Here is a 26284-nt window from a genome sequence, read left to right as displayed (position 1 = left end):
GACGAAGGTTGTACGCAAAGTCGCCTGGGCGATCCCGGAATCGGCCCCTTGACGGCCTACGGCACGGGCACGGACGGCTGGACGGCCACACCCGCGACTCAATGCCCGTGCCGCCTCTCCCCGGCCCGCGGACACCCACCGACGCCCTTCTGCCGCACCGCCTGAGCTGGCATCTTCCCCCATCCACGGCTACCTTCCCGTACCGGGAGAGGGGGCCGGACGGACCGGGACATACGCACGGTGGACGACGTCCTGAGACTTCTTGACGGCCTGTTCGCACCGGAGGCCGACCGATGGACGACCGATGGACGACCGACGCGGGCCCGTGGTGGGACATCTTCTACGCGGACCGCACCAGGCCGGTGCCGTTCTTCACGACGAAGCCGGACGAAACCCTCGTCTCGTACCTCGACCGGGGCCTGATCGCTCCGGGCCGCGCCCTGGACCTGGGCTGCGGCCCGGGCGCAACGCCCTCCACCTTGCCTCACGGGGTTTCCAGGTGGACGCCGTCGACCTCTCTCCCACGGCTATCGCCTGGGCCGAGGACCGCGCACGTGAGGTGGGGGCCGACGTCCGCTTCCACTGCGGCGACGTCTTCGCCCTCACCGGCTCGGCAGCGAGGTGCGCGGCTCCTGCGACCTGATCTACGACTCCGGCTGCTTCCACCATCTGCCACCGCACCGCCGCATCAGCTACCTCGCGCTGCTCGATGACGCCCTCACCCCGGTGGATATTTCGCCCTCGCATGTTTCGCGGCCGGCCGGATGGGCTCCGAAGCGCCCGACGCCGTCTTCTACCGCGACTTCCGCCTTCACGGCGGCCTCGCCCATACGCCTCAGTCCATTCGCTGGATCTTCGCCGACCTGACCGAGGTCGAAGCACGCCCGATGCACGACGAGCCACCCGAGTCACCGTTCTTCGGGGAGCCCTTCCTGTGGACGGCTCTGTTCCACCGCGCCGCACAGCTCCGGGAGCGTCGTCCTTGGAACTCCTGACGAATGATCTTTGAGGTGGTGGTTGGATCACTCTGAGGGGGGCTGGGAGTCGGCGATGCATTCGGCTTCCTGGGCGGCCATGACCTCATCGCCATCCTCGAAGGCCCATGCTCCGACAGTGTCGATGGGTGCCGGCAAAGTGCGACCCAGCTCGGTGAGTTGGTACTCAACATGCGGTGGCGCTCCGGGGTGTGCCTGCCGAACCACGAGTCCGTTGGACTGTAGGCGCCGTAGCGTCTCGGTGAGGACTTTGGAGCTGATCGCCCCGATCAGCCCGCGCAGTTCGACCGGGCGCCGGGGCCCGTCGCGCAGTGCCCAGAGCACGACCGCGTTCCAGGTGTTGGAGAGGAGGTCGAAGGCGAGGCGGGCGCGGCAGTCGGAGAGGAAGCGTCGGTCGTCACGTACCAAATGGTGCCCGACAGGCCCTCTGGCGTCGATGCGAACGGTCCAAGCAGGCCTCGGGAGGGAATGCGTGATGAGAAGCGGCGTACTGGGCACGGGCCGGTATGTCGTAGGCCTTGTCGGCGCGCAGGCGCTGGGGCTTGACGTCAGGACATGTGGTACTCGCCCGGATGCGAAACCGTCAGCGGAGTCCCGGCATGCGGCCTCAGCGCTGCGGCTGGGTGCGGAGTCCGTCGAGGATGAGCGCGAGCATGCGGGGCGACCGGTCTTCGGGTCCGGACGCGGCGCGCCAGAGGGCGCCGGTGAGCTGGAGGAAGTCGGCGGGGTCGGCGTCCGTGCGGATGCTTCCGTCCTTCTTGCCGGCGTCCAGGAACTCCGTGATCGCGGCGATGACCGGCCCGTAGGTCTGCTCGCTGACCGCCTGGTGCGCGCTGGGACTGAGTGCATCGCCGAGGCCGTGCTTCCTGCGCATCGCTTCGACGAGGTCGGTCGTCCAGTGGCGGAGCGCCTCAAGGGGCGGCATCTCGGCCAGCAGCCCCGGCACGCTGCCGATGATGCGTGCGACCTCGTCCTGGTAGACGGCGAGAGCGAGTGCTTCGCGGGTGGGGAAGTTGCGGTACAGGGTGCCTGCGCCGACGCCGGCGCGCTGGGCGATCTGGTTCATCGAGGCGCTGCCGTCCTCCGCGAGGGCTTCGCGGGCGGCTTCTAGGATGCGCGCCCTGTTCTCGCGAGCGTCTGAACGGACCACGGGACCCCACCTTGCTAAGCGGAGAGCTCTCCACTACGTTATGTGGAGACCTCTCCAATTACTTTAGAGGAGCATCATGCGGTACATCAAGCTCGGCGCCACCGGCTTGGACGTGTCACCGATCGCGATCGGCGCGATGACCTACGGCGAGCCCGACCGGGGCCACCCCGTCTGGTCGAAGGGTGAGGAGGAGGCGCGCCCGCTCATCAAGCACGCGCTGGAGGCGGGGATCAACTTCTTCGACACCGCGAACATGTACTCGAACGGGTCCAGCGAGGAGATCCTCGGCCGCGCGCTCAAGGACTTCGCCGACCGCGACGCCGTGGTGATCGCCACGAAGCTGCGTCATCCGATGCGGCTGGGGCCGAACGGCCGGGGGCTGTCGCGCAAGGCGATCATGGCCGAGGTCGACCATTCGCTGCGCCGCCTCGGCACGGACCACATCGACCTTTACCAGATTCACCGCAACGACCACGCGACCCCGTGGGAGGAGACGCTCGAGGCGCTCAGCGACCTGGTGAAGTGCGGCAAGGTCCGCTACCTCGGCGCGTCCTCGATGCACGCCTGGGAGTTCGCGAAGGCACTGCACCTGCAGAAGCAGAACGGCTGGGCGCGATTCGTGTCGATGCAGAACCACTACAACCTGCTCGCCCGTGAGGAGGAGCGGGAGATGATTCCGCTGTGCCTGGACGAGGGTGTGGGCACGATCATCTGGTCGCCGTTGGCCCGCGGCCGCCTCGCCCGCGCGTGGGACGACGCCCGCTCGACGGTGCGCTCGGAGACGGACGGAGCCTACGCGGACCTGCTCTACTCGCCCGAGCAGGAGGCATCCAACCGCGCGATCATCGACGCGGTCGGTCAGGTGGCGGACGCTCACGGCGTCAGCCGTGCGCAGGTCGCGCTCGCCTGGCTCCGCCGCCGGCCGGTCGTCACCGCGCCGCTGGTCGGTGCCGGTTCGATCCGGCAGATCGACGAGGCCGTGGCCTCTCTCGACGTCGAGCTCACCGACGACGAGGTGCGCGCCCTGGAAGCCCCGTACACGCCGCGGTACGACTGGCAGGGCGTCTCGGACGAGGCCGAGATGGAGGCCGTCCGCCGGCGCGTCCCAGGAATGGCCCTCTCATGAGCCCCATCGTCCGCCCAGGTGTTGCCGACCGCGCCGGTGCCCTCCTCATCCTGCCCGGCAACAGGATGGCGATCGCCGTCGGAGCCGGCGGAGCCCGCATCGGTCCTGGGAGGGGCCGGTCGATCGCGAGCATCGCGCCCGGCGCCGTCGGGCTGATCGCGTCCGGTCTTGATGGCCGACGTACTCACCGGCTGGATGTGGCACATCGGCATGGTCGAGCGCGCCGTGATCTACCCGCTCATGACCGGCCACGCCCTTCTCGGCAGCAGCGTGGCCGCTGCCCGGCGGGTCATGCGACGCGCCCGCCGACACCGGCGGCTTCGGCGTCGGCGAGCCTGCCGCGCAGCATGGCGTCCATCACCGCCATGAACCGCTGGGTCCTGGGCCGGCCGAGTACGAACGGATTCACTCCATCGGGATGGCTCCGGAGCTGCTCGGCGCGCACAAGACCCTGGTCGTTGGGATGGTTGGACAGCTCCACGTCCACGTTCGCCGACCGCATGCGCGCCCGGAAGGAGTGGATGGAGGTCAGATAGGTACGCAGCTCCGTGACCGTGGCGGGCGGGTTGGTGCCGCCCCACAGCATCGCCGTGTGCCGCCGGCGGCCCGACCACACGGGGAGGATCGGCGAGACGGTGCCCGGGGTGTGACCCGGGGTGTAGTGCAGATGGATCGTGGTGCCGCCGAGCGTGAGCCGCTGCCCGTCCGTGATGTCAAGGTCGCGTGCGGGGGCACCAGCCGGACGGGTGCGGGCGATGAGGTCCCAGTCGGCCGGCGCCATCATCACACGTGCCCCATAGCGGTCGGCGAGGTACTGCGCACCACCGAAGTGGTCGTAGTGGCCGTGCGTGACGACGACGTACCTGATCGTCGCCGGATCGGCCCCCAGCTCCCGCAACCCCGGTACCAGGGCGGTCTCGGCCTCGTCGGCGGAGGTGAGCGAGTCGATGAGCACGATCCCGTCGTCGGTCAGCACCGCCATCGCGGAGACCCAGCCCACGCTGAGCATGGCGAGGTTGTCGAAGAGCCTCAGCGGCGCGGGTGCGGGCGGGCGGGGGACGGTGGCACCGGGAGTCAGCGCAGCCACCAGGGTCCGCAGCACCGGATCGCTCCCGGCCAGCCGGCGCGCCCGGTCGTAGTGAATCCGACCATCCGCTCCGGCGGCCTCCGCTCGCGAGACGAGAGTGCCCGACCCGGCGGCGGCCCCGACCCCAAGGGCGGCGAGCCGACCGAAGCCACGCCTGGAAAGGTGGCCTGAGGCGTTGTCGGGGTGGCACAAGGACGTCATGAACAATCCTCCTGGGTGATGGTTGCGACCCGCGCGTCATGGCTGACGGCCAGGGTGAAGCGGCGGCAGACGTGCACGCGGGTGAAGTCGCGGCGCAGTTGCTCCTCGTCGGCGAGTGAGGCATGCAGAAAGGCCGTGATCGGGCGCAGCCCGGCACGACGGGCACCGACTGCGCGGTCGGGCTCCCCGGGGTCGGCGTAACGGTTCGCGTAGACGTGGAGGTAGTGCTCGCTCTCACGGAAGCCCATGGCCCGGTACGAGCTCAAGGTCTCCGGGTCGTCTCTGGTCCAGGCGTCCAGGGTGGTGACATTGCACGACCGGAGACGCGTCCGGGCCGCACCGAGCAGGGCACGGCCGAGGCCGCGGCGTCGGTGATCGGGGTGGACGGCGACGGTGTCGATGGTTGCCAGGCCGGCTTCGACGGTGACGTCCATGATCCCTGTGGTGCCGCCCGTCCCGTCCGTGGAGACCAGTTCGAACCCTGGCCGGGCGATGGACGGTTTACCGGTGCGGACGTCGTCGTAGTAGGCGGTGTCGGGGAAGGAGAGTACTCGGCAGCGCAAACAGGAGCGCTCGTCGGCCTGGTCGTAGTCGCGGATGGTGTACGTCATGAGTGTGATCCCTGCTGGGGCGTATGTACCGTGTTCGTGCGTGTCGCCCATGACCCCACGCCCCGGACATCGCACAGATCCTTCACATCGAGCGCAGACTATGCGACGGGTCTGACAGTCGATCGACGAACAAGCACCCCACCGGGGGGAGTTGGCCTGATCTCCATGGGAGGTATGGCCGGATCCGGCGCGCTGGGCCGGGCGCCGCGAGCCAATCGGCCGGCACGGCGACGGGCGGCCGGAGTGGCGACCGGGAGAGCGATCAGCGCCCGACGCCGGCAGCCGGGCGCTGGACCCGGAAGAGCCCCGTTGCGTGGGCGCAAGGGAAGTGAACTGATCCGGGCTGACGTTACCCGGAGCACCGGACTGGGAATCGACGATCCGGAGCCGACGGCCGGAAGCCCTCCGGGGGGAGACGGACGGGGTCGATGGACGGGGCCGGCAATTCGACGACGGAGGCAGGATGAGCGACAGGACCACCACGGGGCTGCTCAACGAACAGTCCGCGGTGCGCACGCTGACCGTGGGCGGTACGCGCCTGACGTATGTGCTCGACGGGGCCATGGAGATGGAGACGGCCGGATTCTTTCCCGACGTGCCGCCCTCCCACTGGGCGGACCACCCTGAGGCGCTCACGCCACGGGGCCGGGTGGCCGCCTCGGTGGGCGGCGTGCTCGTGCAGCGGGACGGCCGGAACCTGCTCGTCGACGCGGGGCTCGGTACCGAGACCATCCCGCCCGCTCTCGGGGCGTGCCGCTCCGGCGCGCTGCTGGACACCCTTGCCGCACTGGGCGTGGCGCCGGAGGACATCGAGGCGCTGGCCTTCACCCACCTGCACACCGACCACACCGGCTGGGGCTTCACCGCCGACGACGGAGGCGCCCCGCGCAAGACCTTTCCGCGCGCCGCCTACCTCGTGGCCGACCTGGAGTGGGAGCCGTACTGGCGCGACGAGATCGTGATCGGTGCGCCCTCACGCCCCCGCTTCGTGGAGCCGCTGGCCGGCGTGCTCACCCGGATCGAGGACGGTCAGGAGGTGTTCCCGGGTGTCACCGCGCTCGTCACCCCGGGCCACAGCCCCGGGCACACCACCTACGTCGTGTCCGATCCGGACAGCGGGCAGCGGGTACTCGTGCTCGGCGACGCCTTCCACACGCCCGGCCAGATGACGCACCCCGAGTGGCCCTCCGGCCCCGACGTCGATCTGCAGGGAGTCGAGACGGCCCGCAAGATGCTGCTCAAGGAGCTCGAACGGCCCGACACGCTGGGCTTCGCCTTCCACTTCGGCGACCAGGTCTTCGGCCGACTCGTCCGGGACGGCGCCGGCCGCCGCGTGTGGGAGCCCGTCCCCACTGAGCCGGTTCTGCCGACTCCGTTCCAGCTCACCTGACCCGTCACCCCTTCAGCGCCCTCCTGCCTGAGGCGGACGGCGCGGGAGGTTCCCCTACCTCTGAGGCGGACGGTGCGGGAGGTCCGCCCGCTCCGAGGCGGACGGTGCGGGCGGCCCCCTGCCTCGGTGGGATGTGTGCCCTGCCCGACCGGGGGAGCTCAGCCTCCCGCACCGGAGAACCTCCGCGCGAGGTCGCGATGCCTGTCCGCCGCCCGCTTCGCCCGGGCGGCGCTCACCGTCGATCCAGGCATACGGCCGAGGCGTTCGACCTCTCCCGCGAGGCGCAGGTGCTCGACCCGCGCATGCTCACGGCAGGCAAGGCAGGTGACACGATCCGGCCGCGGCGAGGTCATCGCATACGGCACCCGCAGCCCGCATCCGGTGGTGACGACGCTCGGCAGGTCACCGGCCAGCCCGAACGTGGATGCCAGCATGGTGCGGACAGCGGCGTCGCTCCGTGCGACCTTCGACTGGACATGGACGTGCGGATCGTTCCCGCCCATGCGCCCTCCTCGCCCCGGCGCCTCGGCCGACCGGAGGACTCCGGCCGCCCATGGACTGCGGGATCAGTCTGCCAGGCGTCCAGGGCGCCACCGCGCCGCGAGGCCTCCGGGCAGCTGCCCGCCTCCACGGCGTCCGGGTTCACGTGACGCACCCACCCGGGCCGGGCGGGCCGGCGGGACACCGCCGGTGCGCCCGGCCCACACGTGGTGCACGCCGCCCGCCGGCGGTGCAACCGGCCCGCGCCTCAGCGGGCGGTCTCACCCCTTCGCAGGAGGCGGAAGTCCATGACCCGGCTGACCTCGCGCCACGTCTCCTCAGCGGTCTCTCTGACATCGGCGGCCACGTCGCCCCGTTCCTCGACAAGTCGGGCGTAGATCGGCGCGTCGGTTCGCTGGGTGGCGCTCACCGTGGACTGGTCCTTTCTGTGACGATCGAACCCCGCTGCCGCGGGGCCGGGGTGATGGCCGAGTCTACGGAGTACCACGCGCGAGTCTCCGGGGCCCCCGCCGCCGCGGGTGCGGTCCGGGCCGGGAGGGCGGGGGAGGTGAGCGCGGGCCCCGGGGGCCTGGGAGGTGGCCCCCGCCGCGGTCCGCGCCCGGTGCCGCCGGAGGTCGCCCCCCGGGGGAGGCAGGGGGAGGCGTCAGCGCGTCAGCCCACTGACTCGTCCTGCCTGGTGCGGGCGAAGGCCAGGGCTCCCCACAGCTCGGCGGTGCCGTCGAGCGTGCCCGCGAGCAGCCGTACCGGGCCGGCGACCGCGGGCGGTGCGAAGCGCCGCAGGGCCTCGCCCACACCGTCCAGGATCGCGGGGCCCGCTGCTCCGAGGGCCGCGTCCGTCATGATCGCCTCGGGGTTGAGGAAGACGCAGAGGTCGGCGAGCGGACGCCCGATGGTCCGGCCGATGTCGACGAGGATCCGTGTGACCGCGGTGTCGCCCTCCGACGCCAGCCTCAGCACGTCCCGCAAGCCGAGCGGCTCCTCGTGCGCCGGCTGCACCAGCGTCACCAGGTGCCGGGCCTCGTGCTGGGTCCGCAGGCAACCCCTGCCCCCGCACACGCACGCCGGTCCGTCGTCCCGGACGTGCAGGTGCGCGATCTCGCCGGCCAGGCCGTCGCGCCCGCGGTGCAGCCGTCCGTCGAGGAGGACCGCCGCGCCCATCCCGTCCAGCGCCTTGACGAGGACGACGTCGCGCAGTCCTCGGGCCGCGCCGAAGTACGCCTCGCCGAGCACGGCGAGGTTGGCGTCGTTCTCGGCCCACACGGTGACGCCGAGCCGCGCGGACAACTCGGCGGCCGCGTCCTCCTCCATGAGGCTGCGCCGGCTCGCCGACTGGCGGCGTTCCCGGTCGGGGGCCCGCGTCCGGAACTGCGTACGCCCGGTGGCCGGGTCGATCGGGGCCGGCAGCCCGAGCACCGTACAGGCGAGGTCGTCGGGCCGGGCGCCGGCCTCGTGCAGCAGCTGCGCCAGCAGGTCGTGGGCGGGCCCCACGACGCCGCCGGGTATCTCCGCCAGGTCGCGCCGCAGCGGGCCCGCCGCGAGCCGCGCGTCGAAACCGAGCAGCGCCGCCCGCAGGACGCCGTTGGTGAGAACCACGGCGCCCACCAGGCCTGTTCGGGGGGTGAGGCGCACGAGCCTCGGCGGCCTGCCGGTCCGGGGGCCGTCGTCGACGCGGCCGGTGCGCTCGCTCACCACACCCGCGGCCCGCAGCCGGGCGAGGCAGTCGGTCACGGTGCTGCGGGGGAGGCCTGAGAGGCGGGCGAGGTCGGAGCGCGAGAGCTCGCCGTGCCGCCGCAGTGTGGCGATCAGCCGACGCTCGGCGTGCCGGAAGGACGAGGTGTCGGGCATGCGCGCAGCGTAGTCCTTTTGCCGTATCCGGCGAAACTGCTCCTTACGTCCCCTCAACAACCCCTGTCGGCACAGCCATTGACCTCTGAAAGAGCGCAGACCTACCCTTCCGTCGTTCGGCATACAAGGAACATCAGGGTCAACAACGCGTTCTTGTTCTTCTGCCGTATACGTTTAAATCCCGGGCGGCCCGAGCCCGGCGGGCGAACGGGAGGACCGGCCCAGGACGCACCTTCCACGGACACACCTTCGCCACGAGAGTGATCGCGCCTCGTCCCGTCCGCAGTCCCCCCTCTGCCCGGTTCCTGATCCCGATGCCGCCGCCCGGGTCGCAGACGGCCCCGGCAGCGGTCCGCGCCGCCCCGGTGGCGCGTGACCGTGCCCCCCGATCCCTCACCCCCCGGAGGAACGACAGGATGAGCATCTCCCGCAGATCCGTGCTCAAGGCGACAGGAGCGAGCGTCGCCGCGGGCGCAGCTTCCGTGATCTCCGTCCCCGCGTCGGCCGCCTCCCCGCAGACGGTCGCCACCGTGGACTTCGCGGGCCGCGTCCGGCAGACCACCGTCACCCAGCCGGGCTCGTCCGCCGCGCTGAAGAGGGCCAGGTCCCTCGTGGCGGAGATGACCCTCGACGAGAAGATCGCCTACTGCCACGGCACCCCTGCCGGGAAGGGGTACACCGGGCTCATCCCCGCCAACACGCGCCTGGGCATCCCCGCCCTGCGCCTCGCCGACGGCCCCAACGGCGTCGGCAACGGATCCGTCGGCGTCACCCAGTGGCCGGACGCCAAGGCGCTCGCCAACTCCTGGGACCCGGACCTGGCGCTCGCCTACGGCAAGGCGTACGGCAACGAGCAGGCGGCCAAGGGGCACAACGTCGCGCTCGCGCCGTGCGTCAACATCCTGCGGCTGCCGAACTGGGGACGGTCCTTCGAGACGTACACCGAGGACCCCTACCTCAACGGGGAGCTCGCCCAGGCCGTCATCCGGGGCATCCAGTCGAACCACGTCGTCGCGACCGTGAAGCACTTCGTGGCGAACAACCAGGAGGTGCTGCGCCACACCATCAACGCGATCGTCTCCCGGCGCGCGCTGGAGGAGCTCTACTTCCCCGGCTTCAAGGCGGCCGTGCAGAAGGGCGGCGTGGGCGCCGTGATGACCTCGTACAACAAGGTCAACGGCACCTGGACGGCCGAGAAGCGCGACACCGTGCAGGAGACGCTGCGCGACACGTGGGGTTTCGACGGCATGGTGATGTCGGACTGGGGCGGCACGCACTCCACCGTGCAGACGGCGAAGGCGGGGTCGGACATCGAGATGCCCGGCTCCACCTACCTCGGCTCCGCCCTCAAGGACGCCGTCCAGAGCGGTGCCGTCAGCACCGAGACCCTGGACGCCATGGTCACGCACGTCCTGACCGGCATGATCCGCGTGGGCCTCCTCGACCACCCGCTCGCCGACCCCGCGACGGTGGTGGACAAGGTCGTCAGCACACCGGAACACCTCGCGCTCGCCCGCACGATCTCCACCAGCGGCAGCGTGCTGCTCAAGAACGACCATGGCATCCTGCCGCTCTCCGCGCCCCGGTCGATCGCGGTCATCGGGGACGCGGCCGACGCCCACCCCCAGACACACGGCGGCGGCTCCGGGAACGTGGGCGCGGACGGCACGGTCTACAGCCCGCTGGCCGGCATCAGGGCGAGGGCCGGCTCCATCCCGGTGACGTACACCCCCGGCACCCTCGGCATCGCGGCCCTGCCGTCGGTCCCGGCGAGCGCGTTCGGCACGGGGCTCACCGCCACGTACTACGCCTCGACCGACCTCAGCGGCCCGGCGATCGGCAGCGAGACCGTCGCGGCCCTCGACTTCAGCGGCGCGCCCAAGGCGGTGGCCGATCAGACCGACGGGTGGTCCGCCCGATACGCCGGCACGTTCACCGCCGCCACCGCCGGTGCCCACCGGTTCTCCCTGACGGCCGGCGGCAACGTGCACATGACCATCGACGGCAAGGACGTCGCGTCGTACAAGTGGGGCTACGAGGCCGTGCAGAACGGATTCGTCACCCTGACCGGCGGCCCGCACGACATCGAGGTCACCTACCGCAGCCCGGCGCCCGTCCCGGGGGAGAGGGCCCCCTCGCCCAGCCTGCACCTCGGCTGTCAGGCCGGGTACGACGCCCTGATCGCGGCGGCCGCGAAGGCGGCGGAGAGCGCGGACGTGGCCGTCGTGGTGGTGGGCGACCTCACCTCCGAGGGCATGGACAGGTCCACGCTCGCGCTCCCCGCCGACCAGGACATGCTGATCTCGGCGGTGGCGCGGGCCAACCCCCGCACGGTGGTCGTGCTCAACACCTCGGGCGCCGTCCTCATGCCCTGGCTGTCCGACGTGCAGGCCGTCCTCGCCAACTGGTACTCGGGCCAGGAGCAGGGGCACGCCCTCGCGGCGATGCTCTTCGGCGACAGCGAGCCGGGCGGCCGCCTGGCCGAGACGTTCCCGGCGAGCGACCGGCAGGGACCGGCGAAGACCACCGCCGAGTTCCCCGGTGACGGGCGGGAGGTGTACTACGACGAGGGCCTCGCCATCGGCTACCGGTGGTACCAGAGCAGCGGTGAGCAGCCGCTCTTCCCCTTCGGCTTCGGTCTGTCCTACACCTCGTTCGAGATGAGCGGCCTACGCGTGCGCCGCTCGGGGGACCAGAGCGTCGAGGTCAGCGTCGACGTGCGGAACACCGGCCGGCGCACCGGTTCCGAAGTGGTCCAGGTGTATGTGACCGCGCCCGACGCGGCCGGCGAACCCGCACCGCAGCTCAGGGCGTTCGGCAAGGTGACGTTGGCGCCCGGCAGGTCGCGCACCGTACGCCTGACGCTGGCCCGGGAGGCGTTCGCGGTGTGGCTGAACGCGACCACCGGCTGGACCGTCGTGCCCGGGTCGTACCGGATCGCCGTCGGCAACTCCTCGGCGCACCTGCCGCTGCACGCGCGGGTCGACATCGGCTGACCGCGCGCGGTTCGCCTCCCGCCTCCCGCCTCCCGTGAAGGGTCCGCTCCCGCGGCCCCCCGAGTCCATCCCTCCGGGGCTGTCCCCACTTCGAAGGAATCCGAACAGCCCTCTCGCGCACGGACGAAGGGAACCTTCCTTGATCCAGCCGACGAACGAGTGGAAACGCACGCTCAGCCTCGCGGTCGCGGTGATGGCCGCCGCGGCCCTGACTCTCCTGTTCCTCCCCGCGGCCGGCGCGACCCCCGAAGCGCCACCGAAGAGCTCGGCCGGCCTCTCCGTGACGGTGGCGCAGGGCAAGATCAAGGGCGAGGCCGAAACGGACTACGACGCCTGGCTCGGCCTTCCGTACGCGGCGCCGCCGGTGGGGAACCTGCGGTGGAAGGCGCCCCGGCCACCTGCCGCGTGGCCGGGGACGCGGCAGGCCACGTCCTTCGGCGACCGGTGCGTCCAGGGCACGAGCTGGGATCCCGGCTACAGCACCGCCAAACTCAGTGAGGACTGCCTCTACCTGAACGTCTACGCCCCCTCCGGTGCCCGCAAGGATCTCCCGGTGCTCGTGTGGATCCACGGCGGCGGCTTCCAGGGCGGCGCCGGACAGGACATGGACCCGCGCCAGTACGTCGAGAAGAACGACGCCATCGTCGTCAGCCTCAACTACCGCCTGGGCACACTGGGCTTCCTCGACCTGCCCCAGCTGCGTGCCGAGAGCCCCGACGGCGCGGGGAACTTCGGCCTGCTCGACCAGCAGGCCGCTCTTCGCTGGGTCCACGAGAACATCGGCGCCTTCGGCGGCGACGCCGGGAACGTGACCGTCGCCGGGCAGTCTGCCGGCGGCAGCTCGGTCTGCGACCAGCTCGCCTCACCCACCGCCAAGGGCCTGTTCCAGAGGGCCGTCATCGTCAGCGGCGGATGCACCATGCAGACCGCCGCGTCCGGTGAGGCGGCCGGCAAGAAGGTACTGACGGCACTGGGCTGCCCCGACGACGCCTCAGCGCTCACCTGCCTGCGAGGCAAGACCCCCGCCCGGATCGTCGCCATGCAGGCCGCCGGCACCTCGGCACAGCCTGCCGTCGGTGGTTCCGCGTTCCCCGTGAACCCCGCAACGGCGGTCGAAGCCGGCACCTTCAACCGGGTTCCCGTCATCAACGGCCAGACCCACGACGAACGCCGGCTCTTCACCTTCCAGAACTACGACAACGCCGGCAAGCCGCTCACCGCCTCTCAGTACCGGAGCATGATCCGCAGCGAGTACGGAACACACGCCGACACCATCCTCGCCGAGTACCCCGTCACCGAGTACTCCTCGCCCGGCATCGCCTACGCGACCGTGGAGAGTGACGCGGGCACCGCCTCGCGCCGGACGTTGGACGAGGATCTGTCCAAGTGGACGCCTACGTACGCGTACGAGTTCCACGTCGAGGACACCCCCCAGTTCGCGTCCATCCACCTGCTCCAGCAGAAGGGGGAGCCGGCGAAGTCTTTCCCCTTCGGAGCGACTCACGTCGACGACCTGCCCTACCTGTTCCAGTACCTCGGCATGACGCTGCCGATGAACACCGCGCAGCTCGCGCTCTCCGACCAGATCACCGATTTCTGGCGGAACTTCCAGAACACCGGCAACCCCAACGGCCCCGGCCTGCCCACGTGGTCGCGCTACACCCAGGGCTCACCCGACTGGATGGAGTACCTGGCCTGCGCGGCGGACCCGGCGGGCAACCAGCTCTCCGGCGCCTGCTCCAAGGCCGGCACGTCGTACGTCACCGACCACCACCTGAACCTGTGGGCCGCCGTCGGCCGGAAGTAGGCCCAGCAGTTCACCCAGGCCGGCCCCGTCTTGACACCCACGACCCTCGCGGAAGGCTTGCCATGCCCGTCCCCGGAGTCCCCCGCCCCTTCCGTCACACACGAAAACAACGACGACGGTGGTGTCTGGCACTCGCCAGTGCCTGCCTCCTCCTCATCGCCCCCCTGCTCACGTCGTCGGCGCAGGCCGACGAGACGGCGACGCCGAACGCCGCGGCCCCGGTGGCGTACCACACCTCGACCGTGCTGCTGGGGAAGGACCAGGTGATCGGCGCGCTCTACCAGGCCGACACCCCCGACGGGAACCAGTCCACCGCACTCATCCTCACCCACGAGAACAACGACTTCATCGGCAGCGTCCCCTGCGTGCAACTCGCACAGCGCGGCTACACCGTGCTGTGCGTGAAGTCCCAGTACGCCGACCAGGCGGCGGCCGACTGGGACTCGCTCGCGCTGGACGTGTCGGCGAGCGTCACCTACCTGCGCGGCCTGCCGACGGTGCAGAAGGTCGTCCTCGTCGGCTGGTCCGGCGGTGGCGCGATCATGTCGTACTACCAGAACGTCGCACAGAACGGGCTCGGGGCATGTCAGGCCGCGGCACGGCTCGACCCGTGCGGTGACGACCTGGCGAACCTGCCTCCCGCCGACGGCGTGGTACTCCTCGACTCCATCCCCGGCATCGCCTTCTCCGACCTGACCGCGCTCGACGCGTCGGTCACCGACGAGAACGACCTCCGGGTCCGCGACGAGTCGCTGGACATGTTCGCCGAGCAGAACGGCTACGCGTCCGACGGCTCCAGCGCCTACAGCCAGGCGTTCGTCAACCGCTACCTGGCCGGCCAGGCCACGCGCGAGAACGGGCTCATCTCTCGGGCGCAGAGGCTGCACGAGCAGATCGCGCATGGCGACGGCCAGTACTCCGACGTCGCCCCCATGCCGGTCGGCCGCGACAGCGCCCGCCTGTGGGAGGCCGACAGCAGCCTGCTGTCGCACACCAAGGGCAAGTACCCCCTGATCTCGCCGCAGCATCCGAACGGCGGTGCCCCGCAGGTCGTGCACTCGCTCCGGGTCGCCTCGGCGGATCCGGCGGACAACGCGGCCTGGGACTCCAGCAAGGGCGGCTTCACGGACGACTCGTTCCTGTCCGTGGGCGCGATCAGGGCGACGAACCCGAAGATCACCGCGGACTCGATCAGCGGCATCGACTGGTCCTCGTCCAACACCGCCACCGTCGACAACGTCAAGGGCATCAGCTCGCCCCTGCTCATCATGTCGATGACGGGCCACTACTGGCTCATACCGTCCGAGATGTACTACGCCAACGCCACCCACGCGAAGAACAAGACCCTCGTCTTCGTCGAGGGAGCCAGCCACGGGTTCACGCCGTGCACGGCCTGCGCCACGACACCGGGCCAGTTCGGCGACACGGTCGCGGAGACCTTCGACTACGTGTCGAACTGGCTGCACGAGAACTACGGAGCCTGAGGCACCGTGCCGGCCGGAGCGACTCGCCGCGCCCGGCCGGCACGCCGCTTCCCGCGGTGCCCGGCGGTCAGGCGGTGTTGCCCAGCAAGGTGCGGCGTACGTGCTTGAGGTGGGCCCTCATCGCGGCACGGGCGGCATCGGCGTCCCGCTCCTTGAGGGCGGCCACGATCTGTTCGTGTTCCCGGCAGTAGCACAGGTGCCGTTCGGTATCGAAGGTGCGCTTCTTCAGGCCGCCCCACACGGGCTGCCGGCGGGCGGCGATGAGCAGGGAGCTGACGTCGATCAGGACGGCGTTGTGGGTGGCCACCGCGAAGCTGTGGTGCAGGGCTGTGTCCCAGCGCTCGAACTCCTCCGAGGTGCCGGCCTGTTCCCCGCCGCGCAGGCAGCGTTCCATCTCGGCGAGGTCGGCGCCGGTCGCCGAGACCACGGCGAGGGGCATGAGCTCGGGTTCCAGGACCATGCGGGAGGCCATGATCTCGGAAGGGCTCGGCAGGTGATCACTGCCGGCCGGGGCCGCCGGGGCGTCGGGGGCGAGGAATGTGCCGCGGCCGACGTGACGCCGTACGACGCCCCTCTGCGCGAGGTCGTCCAGGGCCGCGCGGACCACGGCGCGGCTCACTCCGGTGGCGGCGGCGAGGTCGCGTTCCGTGGGCAACCGGTCCCCGGGCTTGAGGCCCTCCTCGTCGATGTGCTGCTCGACATGCCGCACCACGGCGACGGCAGCTCCCACGAGGTCTCCCATGACTCCTGAACCCTCTCCACCGTTGGACCAATATGAACCAATCATAGCAGGGTGAGCCGCCGTGGTCGCTGCAGCCATCGTTGACCTCGTCGGAGCACATGCCTAGGCTCACCAATAGGAACCGATACAGAGAATTGGTTCACATTGGTTGGAGGTTGGGTGCGCTACGCAAGGATTCACACCACGGACGGCCCGTGTGTCTGCACGGTCGACGGACGAGGAAGCGCCCGCCCGGTCAGCTTCTCCGACACCGGCGAGCGGATCACCGAACTCCAGCAGATCATCGCCGCCGGGCCGGGCGCCGGTGCGCGGCTGAGGGTGGCGGAGCGTCCGGCTGACGGGAAGCTGCTGGCCCCGCTGGTACCCCACCGGAACGTCTTCTGTGTGGGGCGGAATTACACGGAGCACGCCGCCGAGTTCGGCAGGAGCGGCTTCGATGCCACGGGATCCGCCGACGGCCGCCACGTGCCGGAGCGTCCCGTGGTGTTCACCAAGCCGGCCGGCTCGGTGATCGCCTCGGGTGACGCGATCGACCCGCACACCGACCTCACGTCCGCGCTCGACTACGAGGGCGAGATCGGGGTGATCATCGGCCGCCGCTGCTCGAAGGCCGGCCGCGACGAGGCCATGCAGTACGTGTGGGGCTACACCCTCATCAACGATGTCACCGCCCGGGACCTGCAGCGCGACCACAAGCAGTGGTTCATCGGCAAGTCCCTGGACACCTTCTGCCCGCTGGGGCCGTGGGCGGTCAGCGCGGACGAGATCGACATCGGCGATCTCCCGTTGCAGACGCGCGTCAACGGCGAACTGCGGCAGGACGCCAACACGGCGCAGCTGATCTTCGACGTGGCCACCATCATCGAGACACTGTCGGCGGGGATCACCCTGGAACCCGGGGATGTGATCGCCACCGGCACCCCGGTCGGTGTCGGAATCGGCTTCGACCCGCCGAAGTACCTGGCAACCGGCGACCGGGTGACCGTCTCCGCACCGGGCCTGGGCGACCTGACCAATGTGGTCGGCCCCGTGGCCGGCGGCGACCCCCTGGCCCCCGCAGCCTCCGCGCGGCTGTTCGTGGAGAGGTCCGGACAGGGCTCGCCCGTGGTCCTCATCCACGGCCTGGGCGGTGCCACCACGGTCTACGACCCACAGGTGGCGGCCCTCGCCGAGGACCACACGGTGCTGCGCTACGACCTGTCGGGGCACGGACGTTCCCCACGGGCCGGAGTCCCCAGCATCACGGGCTGGGTGGAGGAACTGACCGCGCTCCTGGACGCCGAGGGCATCCAGGAGACCGCCGTGGTGGCCCACTCCATGGGCACCCTGGTCGCCTCGCACTTCGCCGCCGCCCACCCGGGCCGGGTCACCAAGCTGGCCCTGCTGGGCCCGGTGCGCGCGCAGGGCGAGCAGGCCAAGGCGGCCACCCGCGCCCGAGCGCGCACGGTGCGGGAGGGCGGGATGTCGGCCGTCGCCGACACCATCGTGTCGGTGGCCACCTCCCAGCGGACCCGCTCCGAACGGCCCCTGGCCGCCGCCCTGGTGCGCGAACTGCTGCTGGGACAGGACGCTGAAGGCTACGCCCTGGCCTGCGAGGCCCTGGCCGCCGCGGAGGAACCCGACTTCGCGGGCATCAAGGCCCCGGTCCTGCTGCTGACCGGCAGCGAGGACAGGACCAGCCCCGTGGCCGTGAACGAAGAGCTCTCCTCCCTGCTGGCCAAGGCACGCCTGCGGGTGCTGGACCAGATCGGCCACTGGCACACCCTGGAAGCACCGCACGACGTCACGGAGGTCCTGAGGGAATTCCTCTCCCCGTCCTGACTCCCGTTGGTTCGAAAGGAAGGTGACGACGATGTCACCGAGCACGTCGACCCTGTTCACCAACGTCCGCATCTTCGACTCCAGCGGCGCCCAGCCGTTCGCCGGCGAGGTCCTGGTCAGCGGCGAGCGCATCGTCGAGGTCCGCCGGGGCGGCGGCGACCACGAGGGCGCGCGCGTCATCGACGGGCAGGGCCGGTTCCTCATGTCCGGGCTGTGTGACGCCCACACCCACTTCTCCTGGATCAACTCCGCCGACCTGCCGGGGCTGGGGCGCCTGGGAGTCGAAGAGCACACCCTGCTGTCGGCGAAGTCGGCCCTGACCTACCTCGACTCGGGCTACACGATGTGCGTCGGGGCGGCCGCCGCGAAGCCGCGACTGGACGTCGTGATCCGCAACTTCATCAACGAAGGGCTGATCCCCGGCCCCCGCTACCTCGCCAACTGCCAGGAGATCGCCGTCACCGGCGGTGAACTCGTCGACGGCATCACCGCGTTCGCCGACGGGCCGGAGGAGATGCGCAAGCAGGTGCGCCGCAACGTCGCCTACGGGGCCGACCTGGTCAAGCTGAGCATGTCCGGGGAGGAGATCACCGGCAACAAGCACGCCGAGGACAACTACTTCTCCGACGAGGAAGTGCTGGCCGCCACCACCGAGGCGCACCGGCGCGGGCTGCGGGTCTGCTCCCACGCCCGCTCGGCGGAGAGCGTGAAGATGTCGCTGCGGAACAACGTCGACATCATCTACCACGCCAGCTTCATCGACGACGAAGGCATGGACATGCTGGAGGCGAAGAAGGACGAGGTGTTCGTCGCGCCGGGCCTGAACTGGCTGGTCGCCACGCTGCACGACGCCGCGGAGTTCGGCTACCCGCCACAGGCCGCGGAGGCGGCCGGGTACAAGCACGAACTGGACTGCGCCATTGCCGGACTGCGGGAGATGCGGCGACGCGGTATCCGGGTGCTGCCCGGCGGCGACTACGGATTCGCCTGGACCCCGCACGGCACCTACGCCCGCGACCTCCAGCACTTCGTCGAACTTCTGGGCTACACGCCGATGGAGACCCTGCTCGCCGCCACGAGGACGGGCGGCGAGATCATGCGGATGCCCGACGAGCTCGGACAGGTCAAGCCCGGTTTCTACGCCGACCTGATCCTCGTCGACGGAGATCCGCTTCAGGACATCGCCGTCCTGCAGGACCGCGACCGGATCACCGGCATCATGAAGGGCGGGGCCTTCCACAAGGACCCCGACAGCTCAGCCCTGCGCGGCGTCCCCTCCCTCACCGAGCAGCCCCTCGTCACCGCCTGACGGACACGGATTCCGGCACCCACTCTCCCGCCCTGGTGGCACAGGCGGCGCTAGGACGACGCGGTGAGCGGTACCACGGCGGGCGGGGGCGGGCTCACGCTGTCGCGTACCACGATGTGGGTGCCGAGCAGGTGCCGGGCGCCGGCGGTTCCGCCCGGATCGCGCAGGGCAAGACGGACGGCGGCGCGGCCCAGTTCCTCGGCGGGAGTACGGACCGTGGTGAGCGGGGGATCGAGGTCCTCGGCGAGCGGAATGTCGTTGTAGCCGACGACGGAAACGTCGTCGGGGACGCTCAGGCCGGCCTCGGCGATGGCACGCAGGGCACCGGCCGCGACCATGTCGTCCCCCGCGAAGACCGCGGTGGTTCCCGTCCGCTCCCCAAGGAGCCGGGCCATGGCGCGCCGGCCGGCGGTGCGCCCCAGGCCGCAGTCGACGACATGCGCGGCTCCGGGCGGCAGACCATGCGCGGCCAGGGCCGCTCGGTAGCCGGCGACCCGGGCGTCCAGGGCCGTGTTGCCCGGCAGTCCGCCGAGGAAGACGATGCGGCGGTGGCCGGCGGACAGCAGGTGGCTGGTGATGGCGTGGGCCCCCGCCTCGTTGTCGAACGCCACGACCGTGGCGGGCAGTTCAGGATCGGGCGAGGGGCGTCCGCACAGAACGAGGCGGGCGCCGGCGGCGTCCAGGGCGTGGGCGTAGTGGGCGACGCGCCGGCGATAGGCGTCGTCCTCGACGACGCCACCCACGAGGATCACCACGCGCGCCCCCTCCTCGCGCATGAGCCGCACGACGTCCGTCTCCCTGTGCGGGTCGCCGCCGGTCGTGGCCACCAGGCACAGCCGGCCCATCGTGGCGGCCTCCGCCTCGACCCCCTCGGCGACCTGGGCGTAGAAGGGACTGGTGACCTCGCGCAGGACGACGGCGACCGTGGTGCGACCGCCGCCGACCAGGGCGCGGGCACGGGCGTCGGCGACGTAGTCGAGGGAACGGGCCGCACGCAGGACCCGGCTGCGGGTGGCGGTCGGCACCGGGCGGTTGCCGCTGAGCACGCGCGAGACCGTGGCCGCGGACACGCCCGCCCGCTCGGCGACCTCGCGGATGGTGACCCGATCCCTTGCTCTCATGTCGCTGCCCGTTCCCGTCGACCACGCATGCGCTCGTGAGCCCGCTGCCGCCTCATGCCGAGCCCGCTCCACCACCTGGCCCACAGGCCGACGACGGCCACGTGCTCCTTGAAGGCGATGACTTTTGCCGATCAGGGGGCCGAGTGGAGTGAAGTTAAGACGTTGTCAGAGAGACGGTCAATAGTTCTGTTCGAGTTAGTGCATTACTCGTCAGTTTGGTTCATTCGGCTCGTTCAACCCCTGGTTCCCGTGGGCCTCCTGGTGTAAGCATGTGGGGCGCACGCCGGCCGCGCACCGGGGCCGGCGGCTGGGCGACGCGGGCCCCGGCAGCGGCTGCGGCGCTCTCCTCGGCCGTCCCGCGTCACGCCCCTGTGACCGCAGGCCGCGGCCCGTCCGCGTACATGGCCGCGCGCCGTTCCGCTTCGCTCGTCCACACGACGGCGTCCCAGCATCTCCCCGCGCGGGCACGGCACCGAGCACTGCCCGAGTCCCCGTCCCAGAAGGAGTGGAAGAAACGTGGGCCACATCAGTCGACGCACCGTGCTCTCCTCGGCGGCCGGCGGGGGCGCCGCGCTCCTTGCCACCTCCGGCACCGCTCGCGCGCAGCGGCGGCCCGCCGTGACGAGGGCCCCGGCAGAGCCGGCCGGCCACGCCCCCGTCCGGCTCCGGTGGCTGGAGAGGGACACCCCGTCCGAACTCGCCGGAGGCGCCACGTGGGGAGTGCCGTGGCCGCGCGGCGCGTTCGCAGACGACCAGGAATTCGCGCTGACCACGGCATCGGGGGAGGCGGTTCCGGTCCAGACATGGCCCATCGGCTGGTGGCCGGACGGCTCGGTGAAGTGGACGGCTCATGCGGTCGGTGGCACGGCCCCGCGCGACGGCGCCTACAGTCTGGCGCCCGGTCCCGCCACGCGCCCCCGATCGCCCCTGACCGTGCACACCGGTCGCGACCGGATCACCGTCAGCACCGGAGTCATCGACGTGGCGTTCGCACGGAGCGGAGACCGGGTCATCACGTCGATCCGCCGTGGCGACGAGATCATCGCCAAGGACGGCCGGCTGGTCGCCTCCCGCCAGGACAGGCCGAGCACGGACGGTTCTCCGGTGATCCGGACGGAGGCGTTCACCGGCTTCGTCGGCTCCGTCTCGATCGAGCAGGACGGCCCCGTGCGCGCCGTGGTCAAGGTGGCGGGCAAGCACCGCAAGGGACGGCGCGCCTGGCTGCCCTTCGTGGTGCGCTTCTACCTGTACGCCGGATCGGACGCGGTTCGAGCCGTGCACAGCTTCGTGTTCGACGGACACGCCGGCAGCGACTTCATCAACGGCCTCGGGGTGCAGTTCGCCGTTCCGATGCGCGGCGCCCCGCACGACCGGCACGTCCGGTTCGCCGGAGCGGGGAAGGGCGTACTGGCCGAGGCGGTGCGCACCGTCACGGGCCTGCGCCGCGACCCGGGGGAGTCGGTCAGGACGGCACAGTACGAGGGACGGACCACCCCGGACACCGGTACCTGGGACAGCCGGGTCACCTCCCGTCTGAAGTACATCCCCACGTTCGGCGACTACAGCCTGCGCCAGCTCACCGCCCACGGCTTCGAGATCCACAAGCGGACGAAACCGGGGCACTCCTGGATACGGGTGGACGGGGGCCACCGGGCCGGCGGCCTGGGGTACGTCGGCTCGCCCGGCGGAGGGCTGGCCTTCGGCATGCGCAACTTCTGGCAACTGCACCCCACCGAGCTGGAGATCTCGGGAGCCGCCGGTGACGAGGCACGGGCCACCGTGTGGATGTGGTCCCCCCGTGCGGGCGCCATGGACCTGCGCTTCTACCACGACGGCATGGGCCAGGACAGCTACCCGGAGCAGCTCGAAGGCCTGGAGATCACATACGAGGACTACGAGCCGGCCTTCGGCTCTCCGTACGGCGTGGCCAGGACCACCGAGCTGACGTTCTGGGCGCTGGCGGGGACACCGACCGGCGAGCGCTTCACCGCACTCGCCGCGGCCAACGCCACGCCGCCGCTGCTGGTCACCAGCCCCGAGCACAACCACTCGACGGGAGTCTTCGGCTCCTGGGCCCCCGTCGACCGCTCGATTCCAGCCAAGGCGGAACTGGAGGACAAGCTGGACGCGATGCACCGCCACCACCGGGAGCAGGTCGACCAGCGCTCCTGGTACGGGTTCTGGGACTACGGCGACATCATGCACAGATACGACAACACCCGGCACGTGTGGTGCTACGACGTCGGCGGCTACGCCTGGGACAACTCCGAGCTCTCCACCGACCTGTGGCTCTGGTACCACTACCTGCGCACGGGAGATGCCACGGCGTTCCGCTTCGCCGAGGCGATGACCCGGCACACCGGCGAGGTCGACGTCTATCACCTCGGCAAGTACCAGGGCCTCGGTACCCGCCACGGGGTCATGCACTGGGGCGACAGCGCGAAGCAGGTCCGGATCAGCAACGCCGGCTACCGGAGGTTCTACTACTTCCTGACCGCGGACGAACGCGTCGGCGACCTGCTGCACGACCTGGTCGACGCGGACCGGAGCTTCCTCGTGCTCGATCCTGAGCGCAAGGTGCGGGAGGGCGGTCCGTACGACCCCGATCCCAGGGCGCTGGGCGTCAGCACGACCACCGACTGGGGCGCGCTCGCCATGGCCTGGCTCGCCGAGTGGGAGCGCGACGGGGATCCGGTCGCACGCAGGAAGCTGATCAACGGTGCCACGACGATCGCGGCGCTTCCCAACGGGTGGGCGCAGGGCGGAAACGTCACCTACGACCTCTCCGACGGCACGTTCTCGGGGCCGGCCGAGCGGAGCGTCTCCGTCGGCGCCCTGAGCTCCGTCTTCGGCCTGATCGAGGTCATGACGGAGCTGATCGACCTGATCGACGACGCGGAGGTGAAGGCACAGTGGGTGAGCTTCTGCCGCCTCTACAACGGCACCAAGGAGGAGCAGGTCGCCGCCACCGGGGCCTACTGGGGCGACCTCAATCTGCGCCAGGCGTACTCCAGGGCCACCGCCTATGCCGCGAAGCAGCTCGGGGACGACGAGCTGGCCAGGCGGGCCTGGCAGGAACTGCGCACCGGTCATGCGGGTTATCCGGAGGACCACTCCTTCGCGTCGCGGCGCATCACGGGCCCGGACGTGCTCAATCCGGTCGATGAGGCGTCTTTGACGACCAACGCCAGCGCCCAGTTCGGTCTGGCCGCCATCCAGTGCCTCGCCCTCGTCGGAGACCGGATGCCGTAGGTGTGCCCCTTCCCGCCCCTTCCCGCCGCGGCCGCGACCCGTGCTGCGACCCGGCTGCGGCCCGTGCCCGGAGCGCGATCGACGGCCCTCCTCTAAGATGCTCAAGATCTCTTCAGGGGAGGGTCCATGGCCGACATGCTCGTCGCGCAGCGGCGTCAGAAGCTGCTCAGCGAGCTGGAGGCGTCGGGTGGCCTGAAGGTCGTCGACCTCGCCGCCCGTCTGGACGTGTCACGTGCCACGGTGCGGCGGGACCTGGTCGATCTCGAGGTCGAGGGCAGGGTCAGGCGCGTACGCGGCGGCGCCGTGCTGGCGACGCCGGGGCCGGGCACCGGGCCGGCCGGGACACCGACGCCTGCCGCGCCCGGGAGGCCCGCGGCATCCTCCGTACCCGGGTCGTCTTCCGCCCCCGGCCGTCCCGGCCCGGAGCGGACGCTCGGACTGCTGGTCCCGTCCGCCACGTACTACTACCCGCGCGTCGTCGCCGGGGTGCAGGCCGTGGTGGCCGGGCGCGGTGCCCGTGCCGTCATCAGCCTGAGCGACTACGGGCGCGCCGACGAGGTCCAGCGGATAGCCGAGCTCTGTGCCTGTGGCGCCTCGGGACTGCTCGTCGCCTCCCCGGGAGGCCATGACGTGCCGGACGAGACGCTTGAGCAACTGGAAGCCACCGGGCTCCCGTTCGTGCTGATGGAGCGGCAGCCTCTCGATCCCTTCCTGCCCTGTGAATTCGTCGCCACCGACCACCGCCAGGGCGCCTTCGCGGCGGTGCGGCACCTCATGCGCCTGGGCCACGGCCGAGTGGGCCTGTTCACCAACGGCAGTCCGACATCCGGCCTGGTGCACGAGGGATACCGGGCGGCGGTCGCGCGGCTGGGGCTGGCCGCCGACGCGCCGGTCCGTGACAGCGGCCGGCCGACCATGGGTTCGGCGGAGGCCGCCCACCACTACGACGGTTTTATCGAGGCGTGCGTGTCGGGGGGCGTCAGTGCCGCGTTGGTGCACTCCGACCACGACGCGATCGAGCTGATGCGATGCCTGCGCCTACGGGGCATGCGCACACCGGAGGACCTGGCCCTGATCGCCTATGACGACGAGATCGCCTCCCTCGCGGACGTTCCCCTCACGGCGGTGGCCCCGCCCAAGCACGAGCTCGGAGAGCACGCCGCCCGGCTCCTGCTGGACCGGCTCGACGCCGCGGAACCGGGCGCCGTCCCCGTCCGCCAGCTCCTCCTGCAGCCCCGTCTGGTCATCAGGTCGTCCTGCGGAGCCGCTGCACGGGCCTGAACCACCGCCGTGGCGACCTGCGCCGTCAGGTGCGGGCCTTTCCGTTCACGCATCAACCTGACGCTTTCTCTTGACACTTGAGGGTCTGGAGCGCAGCATTATGAAGCAATCTGCTGCTCTGTGATTCAAATGAGCCGCAAGGACTCACGGAGTCGTCAGGATCCCCGGGCCACCATGGACTGCCGGATCGCCGCTTCGGCCACGCCTCGTCCCTGCCGCTCCGGTCACGGCTGACCCCGTGCTCTCGCCGGGCGCACCGATGTCGCACGACAGGGGCTCCGGGGCCGTCGCGGCCGTGCACGTGCCCTGCCCGGATCCGCCTTGGCTGCCGCATCGACATGAGGGCTGCCCGCACCTGTGTGCATGTCCGCCGACTACCCGAGAGAGGCGTGGAACGTGGCAACAGGACAGGAACGTGAGCGACGGACGGACGGCGTGCGCCGCCGAACGGTGCTGCTGGGTGCCGCGGCCGGTGCCGGGGCGGTGGCGCTCGGGGCCGGCGTCGCGCCCACACGGGCGCAGGCCGCAACGTTCATCCGGGGCGCGGACATCAGCTGGGCGCCCCAGATGGAGGCCAACGGCTACATCTGGCGCGACAGCGCCGGGGCGCAGCGAGACCTGTTCACCATCCTCAAGGGGTACGGCATCTCGGCCGTCTCCCTGCGCACCTGGGTGAACCCGTCCAGTGACCCGGCGAACGGGCACTGCTCCATCGAGGAGACCGCCGCGATGGCCGCGCGCTGCAAGGACGCCGGCCTACGGGTGCTGATCGGCATGCACTTCGGAGACACATGGAACTCGGCGGGCGTGCAGAACCCGCCGGCCGCGTGGGCCGGCCTGAGCTACAACGCCATGCTCACGGCCATGAAGAACTACGTCACCGACGCCATGAACAAGATCAGGTCCCGGGGTGTGACGCCCGCCTGGGTGAAGATCGGCAACGAGACCAACACGGGCATCTGCAAGCCCACCGGCAGCCTCAGCAAGCCCGCACAGATGACCGGCCTGCTGGTGGCCGCGTACGACATGGTCAAGCAGGTCTTCCCGGCCACCCCCGTACTGGTGCACCTGGCCCAGCCGCAGAACCTCTCCGGCGTGCAGAACTTCCTCAACGCCTACCGGGACAACGGCGGGAAATGGGACATCACCGGCCTCTCGTCGTACGCCCAGGGCGGCAACGTCCCCGGCGTGCTGGCGAACATGCAGACCATCCAGGCCGGCTACGGCAGGCCGGTCATGCACGTCGAGTACGGTGGCCCGCTGGATAAGCCGACCCAGGTGCGCGACTCGCTGAAGGCGTTCGTCTCCGGCCTCACGGGCTTCGGCGGCCTCGGAACCTTCTACTGGGAGCCGGAGGGCTATGCCCCGTTCACCAGCTACGGCAGCAGTGCGTGGGATCCGTCGACGAAGCGCCCGACCGCTGCTCTGGACGGCTTCCTCTGAACGTCTCCGGTGACTGAACGTCTGAGGTGACTGAACGTCTCAGGTCACTGAACGCTTCCTGGCACTGAAACGCTCCGGCCGGCACCGCGAGCGCCGACGCCGGGGCGCAGACAGCGACGAGG

At 70.9% G+C, this 26284-nt stretch carries 19 protein-coding genes and 1 pseudogene; 11 read left to right on the top strand and 9 right to left on the bottom strand.

Annotated elements, in window-relative coordinates:
- Window positions 1–171: 171 nt before the first annotated feature.
- Window positions 172–995 (top strand): annotated as a pseudogene (locus ACSMXW_RS00695) (class I SAM-dependent methyltransferase).
- 27 nt (window positions 996–1022) lie between these two features.
- Here the strand turns inward: ACSMXW_RS00695 and ACSMXW_RS00690 are convergent.
- Entirely contained in the window at window positions 1023–1403 is a 381-nt protein-coding gene (locus ACSMXW_RS00690; protein WP_485803115.1) for a winged helix-turn-helix transcriptional regulator, read from the bottom strand.
- 199 nt (window positions 1404–1602) lie between these two features.
- Window positions 1603–2145, bottom strand: a complete 543-nt coding sequence (locus ACSMXW_RS00685; RefSeq protein ID WP_485803113.1) for a TetR/AcrR family transcriptional regulator — start codon at window positions 2143–2145, stop codon at window positions 1603–1605.
- Window positions 2146–2221: 76 nt separating this feature from the next.
- Here ACSMXW_RS00685 and ACSMXW_RS00680 point away from each other — a divergent pair, with 76 nt between their 5' ends.
- Window positions 2222–3271: an aldo/keto reductase gene (locus ACSMXW_RS00680; RefSeq protein WP_485803112.1), complete on the top strand. Its 1050-nt coding sequence runs from the start codon at window positions 2222–2224 to the stop codon at window positions 3269–3271.
- Between the two features lie 289 nt (window positions 3272–3560).
- Here ACSMXW_RS00680 and ACSMXW_RS00675 read toward each other — a convergent pair whose 3' ends face one another.
- Together ACSMXW_RS00675 and ACSMXW_RS00670 are read right to left on the bottom strand one after the other, a co-directional pair.
- Entirely contained in the window at window positions 3561–4373 is an 813-nt protein-coding gene (locus ACSMXW_RS00675; protein ID WP_485803110.1) for an MBL fold metallo-hydrolase, read from the bottom strand.
- A gap of 182 nt (window positions 4374–4555) precedes the next feature.
- On the bottom strand, window positions 4556–5170 hold the full coding sequence (locus tag ACSMXW_RS00670; RefSeq protein WP_485803109.1) for a GNAT family N-acetyltransferase: 615 nt from the start codon (window positions 5168–5170) through the stop codon (window positions 4556–4558).
- Window positions 5171–5633: 463 nt separating this feature from the next.
- Here ACSMXW_RS00670 and ACSMXW_RS00665 point away from each other — a divergent pair, with 463 nt between their 5' ends.
- Window positions 5634–6560, top strand: a complete 927-nt coding sequence (locus ACSMXW_RS00665; protein WP_485803108.1) for an MBL fold metallo-hydrolase — start codon at window positions 5634–5636, stop codon at window positions 6558–6560.
- 158 nt (window positions 6561–6718) lie between these two features.
- Here the strand turns inward: ACSMXW_RS00665 and ACSMXW_RS00660 are convergent, their stop codons facing one another.
- The 3 genes from ACSMXW_RS00660 to ACSMXW_RS00650 form a co-directional block, all read right to left on the bottom strand.
- Window positions 6719–7063, bottom strand: coding sequence for a hypothetical protein (locus ACSMXW_RS00660; protein ID WP_485803107.1), 345 nt, complete (start codon window positions 7061–7063; stop codon window positions 6719–6721).
- 245 nt (window positions 7064–7308) lie between these two features.
- Window positions 7309–7470 (bottom strand): hypothetical protein, encoded by a 162-nt coding sequence (locus ACSMXW_RS00655; protein WP_485803106.1) that lies wholly within the window; start codon window positions 7468–7470, stop codon window positions 7309–7311.
- Window positions 7471–7712: 242 nt separating this feature from the next.
- Window positions 7713–8906 carry an ROK family protein gene (locus ACSMXW_RS00650; RefSeq protein ID WP_485803104.1) on the bottom strand — a complete coding sequence of 398 codons (1194 nt, stop codon included), beginning with the start codon at window positions 8904–8906 and terminating at the stop codon, window positions 7713–7715.
- 416 nt (window positions 8907–9322) lie between these two features.
- On the opposite strand from ACSMXW_RS00650, the gene ACSMXW_RS00645 reads away from it, so the two are divergent.
- From ACSMXW_RS00645 to ACSMXW_RS00635, 3 genes are all read left to right on the top strand, one after another.
- Window positions 9323–11902: a glycoside hydrolase family 3 C-terminal domain-containing protein gene (locus ACSMXW_RS00645; protein WP_485803102.1), complete on the top strand. Its 2580-nt coding sequence runs from the start codon at window positions 9323–9325 to the stop codon at window positions 11900–11902.
- A gap of 139 nt (window positions 11903–12041) precedes the next feature.
- A complete protein-coding gene (locus ACSMXW_RS00640; RefSeq protein ID WP_485803100.1) occupies window positions 12042–13709 on the top strand; it encodes a carboxylesterase/lipase family protein in 1668 nt (555 codons plus the stop codon).
- A gap of 62 nt (window positions 13710–13771) precedes the next feature.
- Window positions 13772–15193, top strand: coding sequence for a hypothetical protein (locus ACSMXW_RS00635; protein ID WP_485803098.1), 1422 nt, complete (start codon window positions 13772–13774; stop codon window positions 15191–15193).
- 67 nt (window positions 15194–15260) lie between these two features.
- Here the strand turns inward: ACSMXW_RS00635 and ACSMXW_RS00630 are convergent, their stop codons facing one another.
- Complete coding sequence (locus ACSMXW_RS00630) at window positions 15261–15935, bottom strand: FadR/GntR family transcriptional regulator (RefSeq protein ID WP_485803096.1); 675 nt, start codon at window positions 15933–15935, stop codon at window positions 15261–15263.
- 159 nt (window positions 15936–16094) lie between these two features.
- Between ACSMXW_RS00630 and ACSMXW_RS00625 the strand changes: the two genes are divergently transcribed.
- Both ACSMXW_RS00625 and ACSMXW_RS00620 read left to right on the top strand, forming a co-directional pair.
- Window positions 16095–17756: a bifunctional fumarylacetoacetate hydrolase/alpha/beta hydrolase family protein gene (locus ACSMXW_RS00625; RefSeq protein WP_485803094.1), complete on the top strand. Its 1662-nt coding sequence runs from the start codon at window positions 16095–16097 to the stop codon at window positions 17754–17756.
- A gap of 31 nt (window positions 17757–17787) precedes the next feature.
- Window positions 17788–19065 carry a metal-dependent hydrolase family protein gene (locus ACSMXW_RS00620; RefSeq protein WP_485803093.1) on the top strand — a complete coding sequence of 426 codons (1278 nt, stop codon included), beginning with the start codon at window positions 17788–17790 and terminating at the stop codon, window positions 19063–19065.
- Window positions 19066–19115: 50 nt separating this feature from the next.
- On the opposite strand, the gene ACSMXW_RS00615 is transcribed toward ACSMXW_RS00620, so the two are convergent.
- Window positions 19116–20186, bottom strand: a complete 1071-nt coding sequence (locus ACSMXW_RS00615) for a LacI family DNA-binding transcriptional regulator (protein ID WP_485803091.1) — start codon at window positions 20184–20186, stop codon at window positions 19116–19118.
- A gap of 516 nt (window positions 20187–20702) precedes the next feature.
- Between ACSMXW_RS00615 and ACSMXW_RS00610 the strand changes: the two genes are divergently transcribed.
- From ACSMXW_RS00610 to ACSMXW_RS00600, 3 genes are all read left to right on the top strand, one after another.
- Window positions 20703–23438, top strand: a complete 2736-nt coding sequence (locus tag ACSMXW_RS00610; RefSeq protein ID WP_485803090.1) for an exo-rhamnogalacturonan lyase family protein — start codon at window positions 20703–20705, stop codon at window positions 23436–23438.
- A 126-nt stretch (window positions 23439–23564) separates the two neighbouring features.
- Entirely contained in the window at window positions 23565–24719 is a 1155-nt protein-coding gene (locus ACSMXW_RS00605; RefSeq protein WP_485803089.1) for a LacI family DNA-binding transcriptional regulator, read from the top strand.
- Between the two features lie 435 nt (window positions 24720–25154).
- Window positions 25155–26162, top strand: a complete 1008-nt coding sequence (locus ACSMXW_RS00600) for a glycosyl hydrolase 53 family protein (protein ID WP_485803088.1) — start codon at window positions 25155–25157, stop codon at window positions 26160–26162.
- Window positions 26163–26284: the final 122 nt, after the last annotated feature.

The organism is Streptomyces sp. DSM 116793 (assembly GCF_057320905.1).
Note: the sequence above shows the minus strand (reverse complement) of the source record. Positions and strands in the feature narration are given on the sequence as shown.

What these genes read in the sequence shown, in the direction of transcription:
- ACSMXW_RS00680 (WP_485803112.1), top strand. Translation starts at nt 2,222, where the DNA reads ATGCGGTACATCAAGCTCGGCGCCACCGGCTTGGACGTGTCACCGATC.
- ACSMXW_RS00670 (WP_485803109.1), bottom strand. Translation starts at nt 5,170, where the DNA reads ATGACGTACACCATCCGCGACTACGACCAGGCCGACGAGCGCTCCTGT.
- ACSMXW_RS00665 (WP_485803108.1), top strand. Translation starts at nt 5,634, where the DNA reads ATGAGCGACAGGACCACCACGGGGCTGCTCAACGAACAGTCCGCGGTG.
- ACSMXW_RS00660 (WP_485803107.1), bottom strand. Translation starts at nt 7,063, where the DNA reads ATGGGCGGGAACGATCCGCACGTCCATGTCCAGTCGAAGGTCGCACGG.
- ACSMXW_RS00650 (WP_485803104.1), bottom strand. Translation starts at nt 8,906, where the DNA reads ATGCCCGACACCTCGTCCTTCCGGCACGCCGAGCGTCGGCTGATCGCC.
- ACSMXW_RS00645 (WP_485803102.1), top strand. Translation starts at nt 9,323, where the DNA reads ATGAGCATCTCCCGCAGATCCGTGCTCAAGGCGACAGGAGCGAGCGTC.
- ACSMXW_RS00635 (WP_485803098.1), top strand. Translation starts at nt 13,772, where the DNA reads ATGCCCGTCCCCGGAGTCCCCCGCCCCTTCCGTCACACACGAAAACAA.
- ACSMXW_RS00630 (WP_485803096.1), bottom strand. Translation starts at nt 15,935, where the DNA reads ATGGGAGACCTCGTGGGAGCTGCCGTCGCCGTGGTGCGGCATGTCGAG.
- ACSMXW_RS00620 (WP_485803093.1), top strand. Translation starts at nt 17,788, where the DNA reads ATGTCACCGAGCACGTCGACCCTGTTCACCAACGTCCGCATCTTCGAC.
- ACSMXW_RS00615 (WP_485803091.1), bottom strand. Translation starts at nt 20,186, where the DNA reads ATGAGAGCAAGGGATCGGGTCACCATCCGCGAGGTCGCCGAGCGGGCG.
- ACSMXW_RS00605 (WP_485803089.1), top strand. Translation starts at nt 23,565, where the DNA reads ATGGCCGACATGCTCGTCGCGCAGCGGCGTCAGAAGCTGCTCAGCGAG.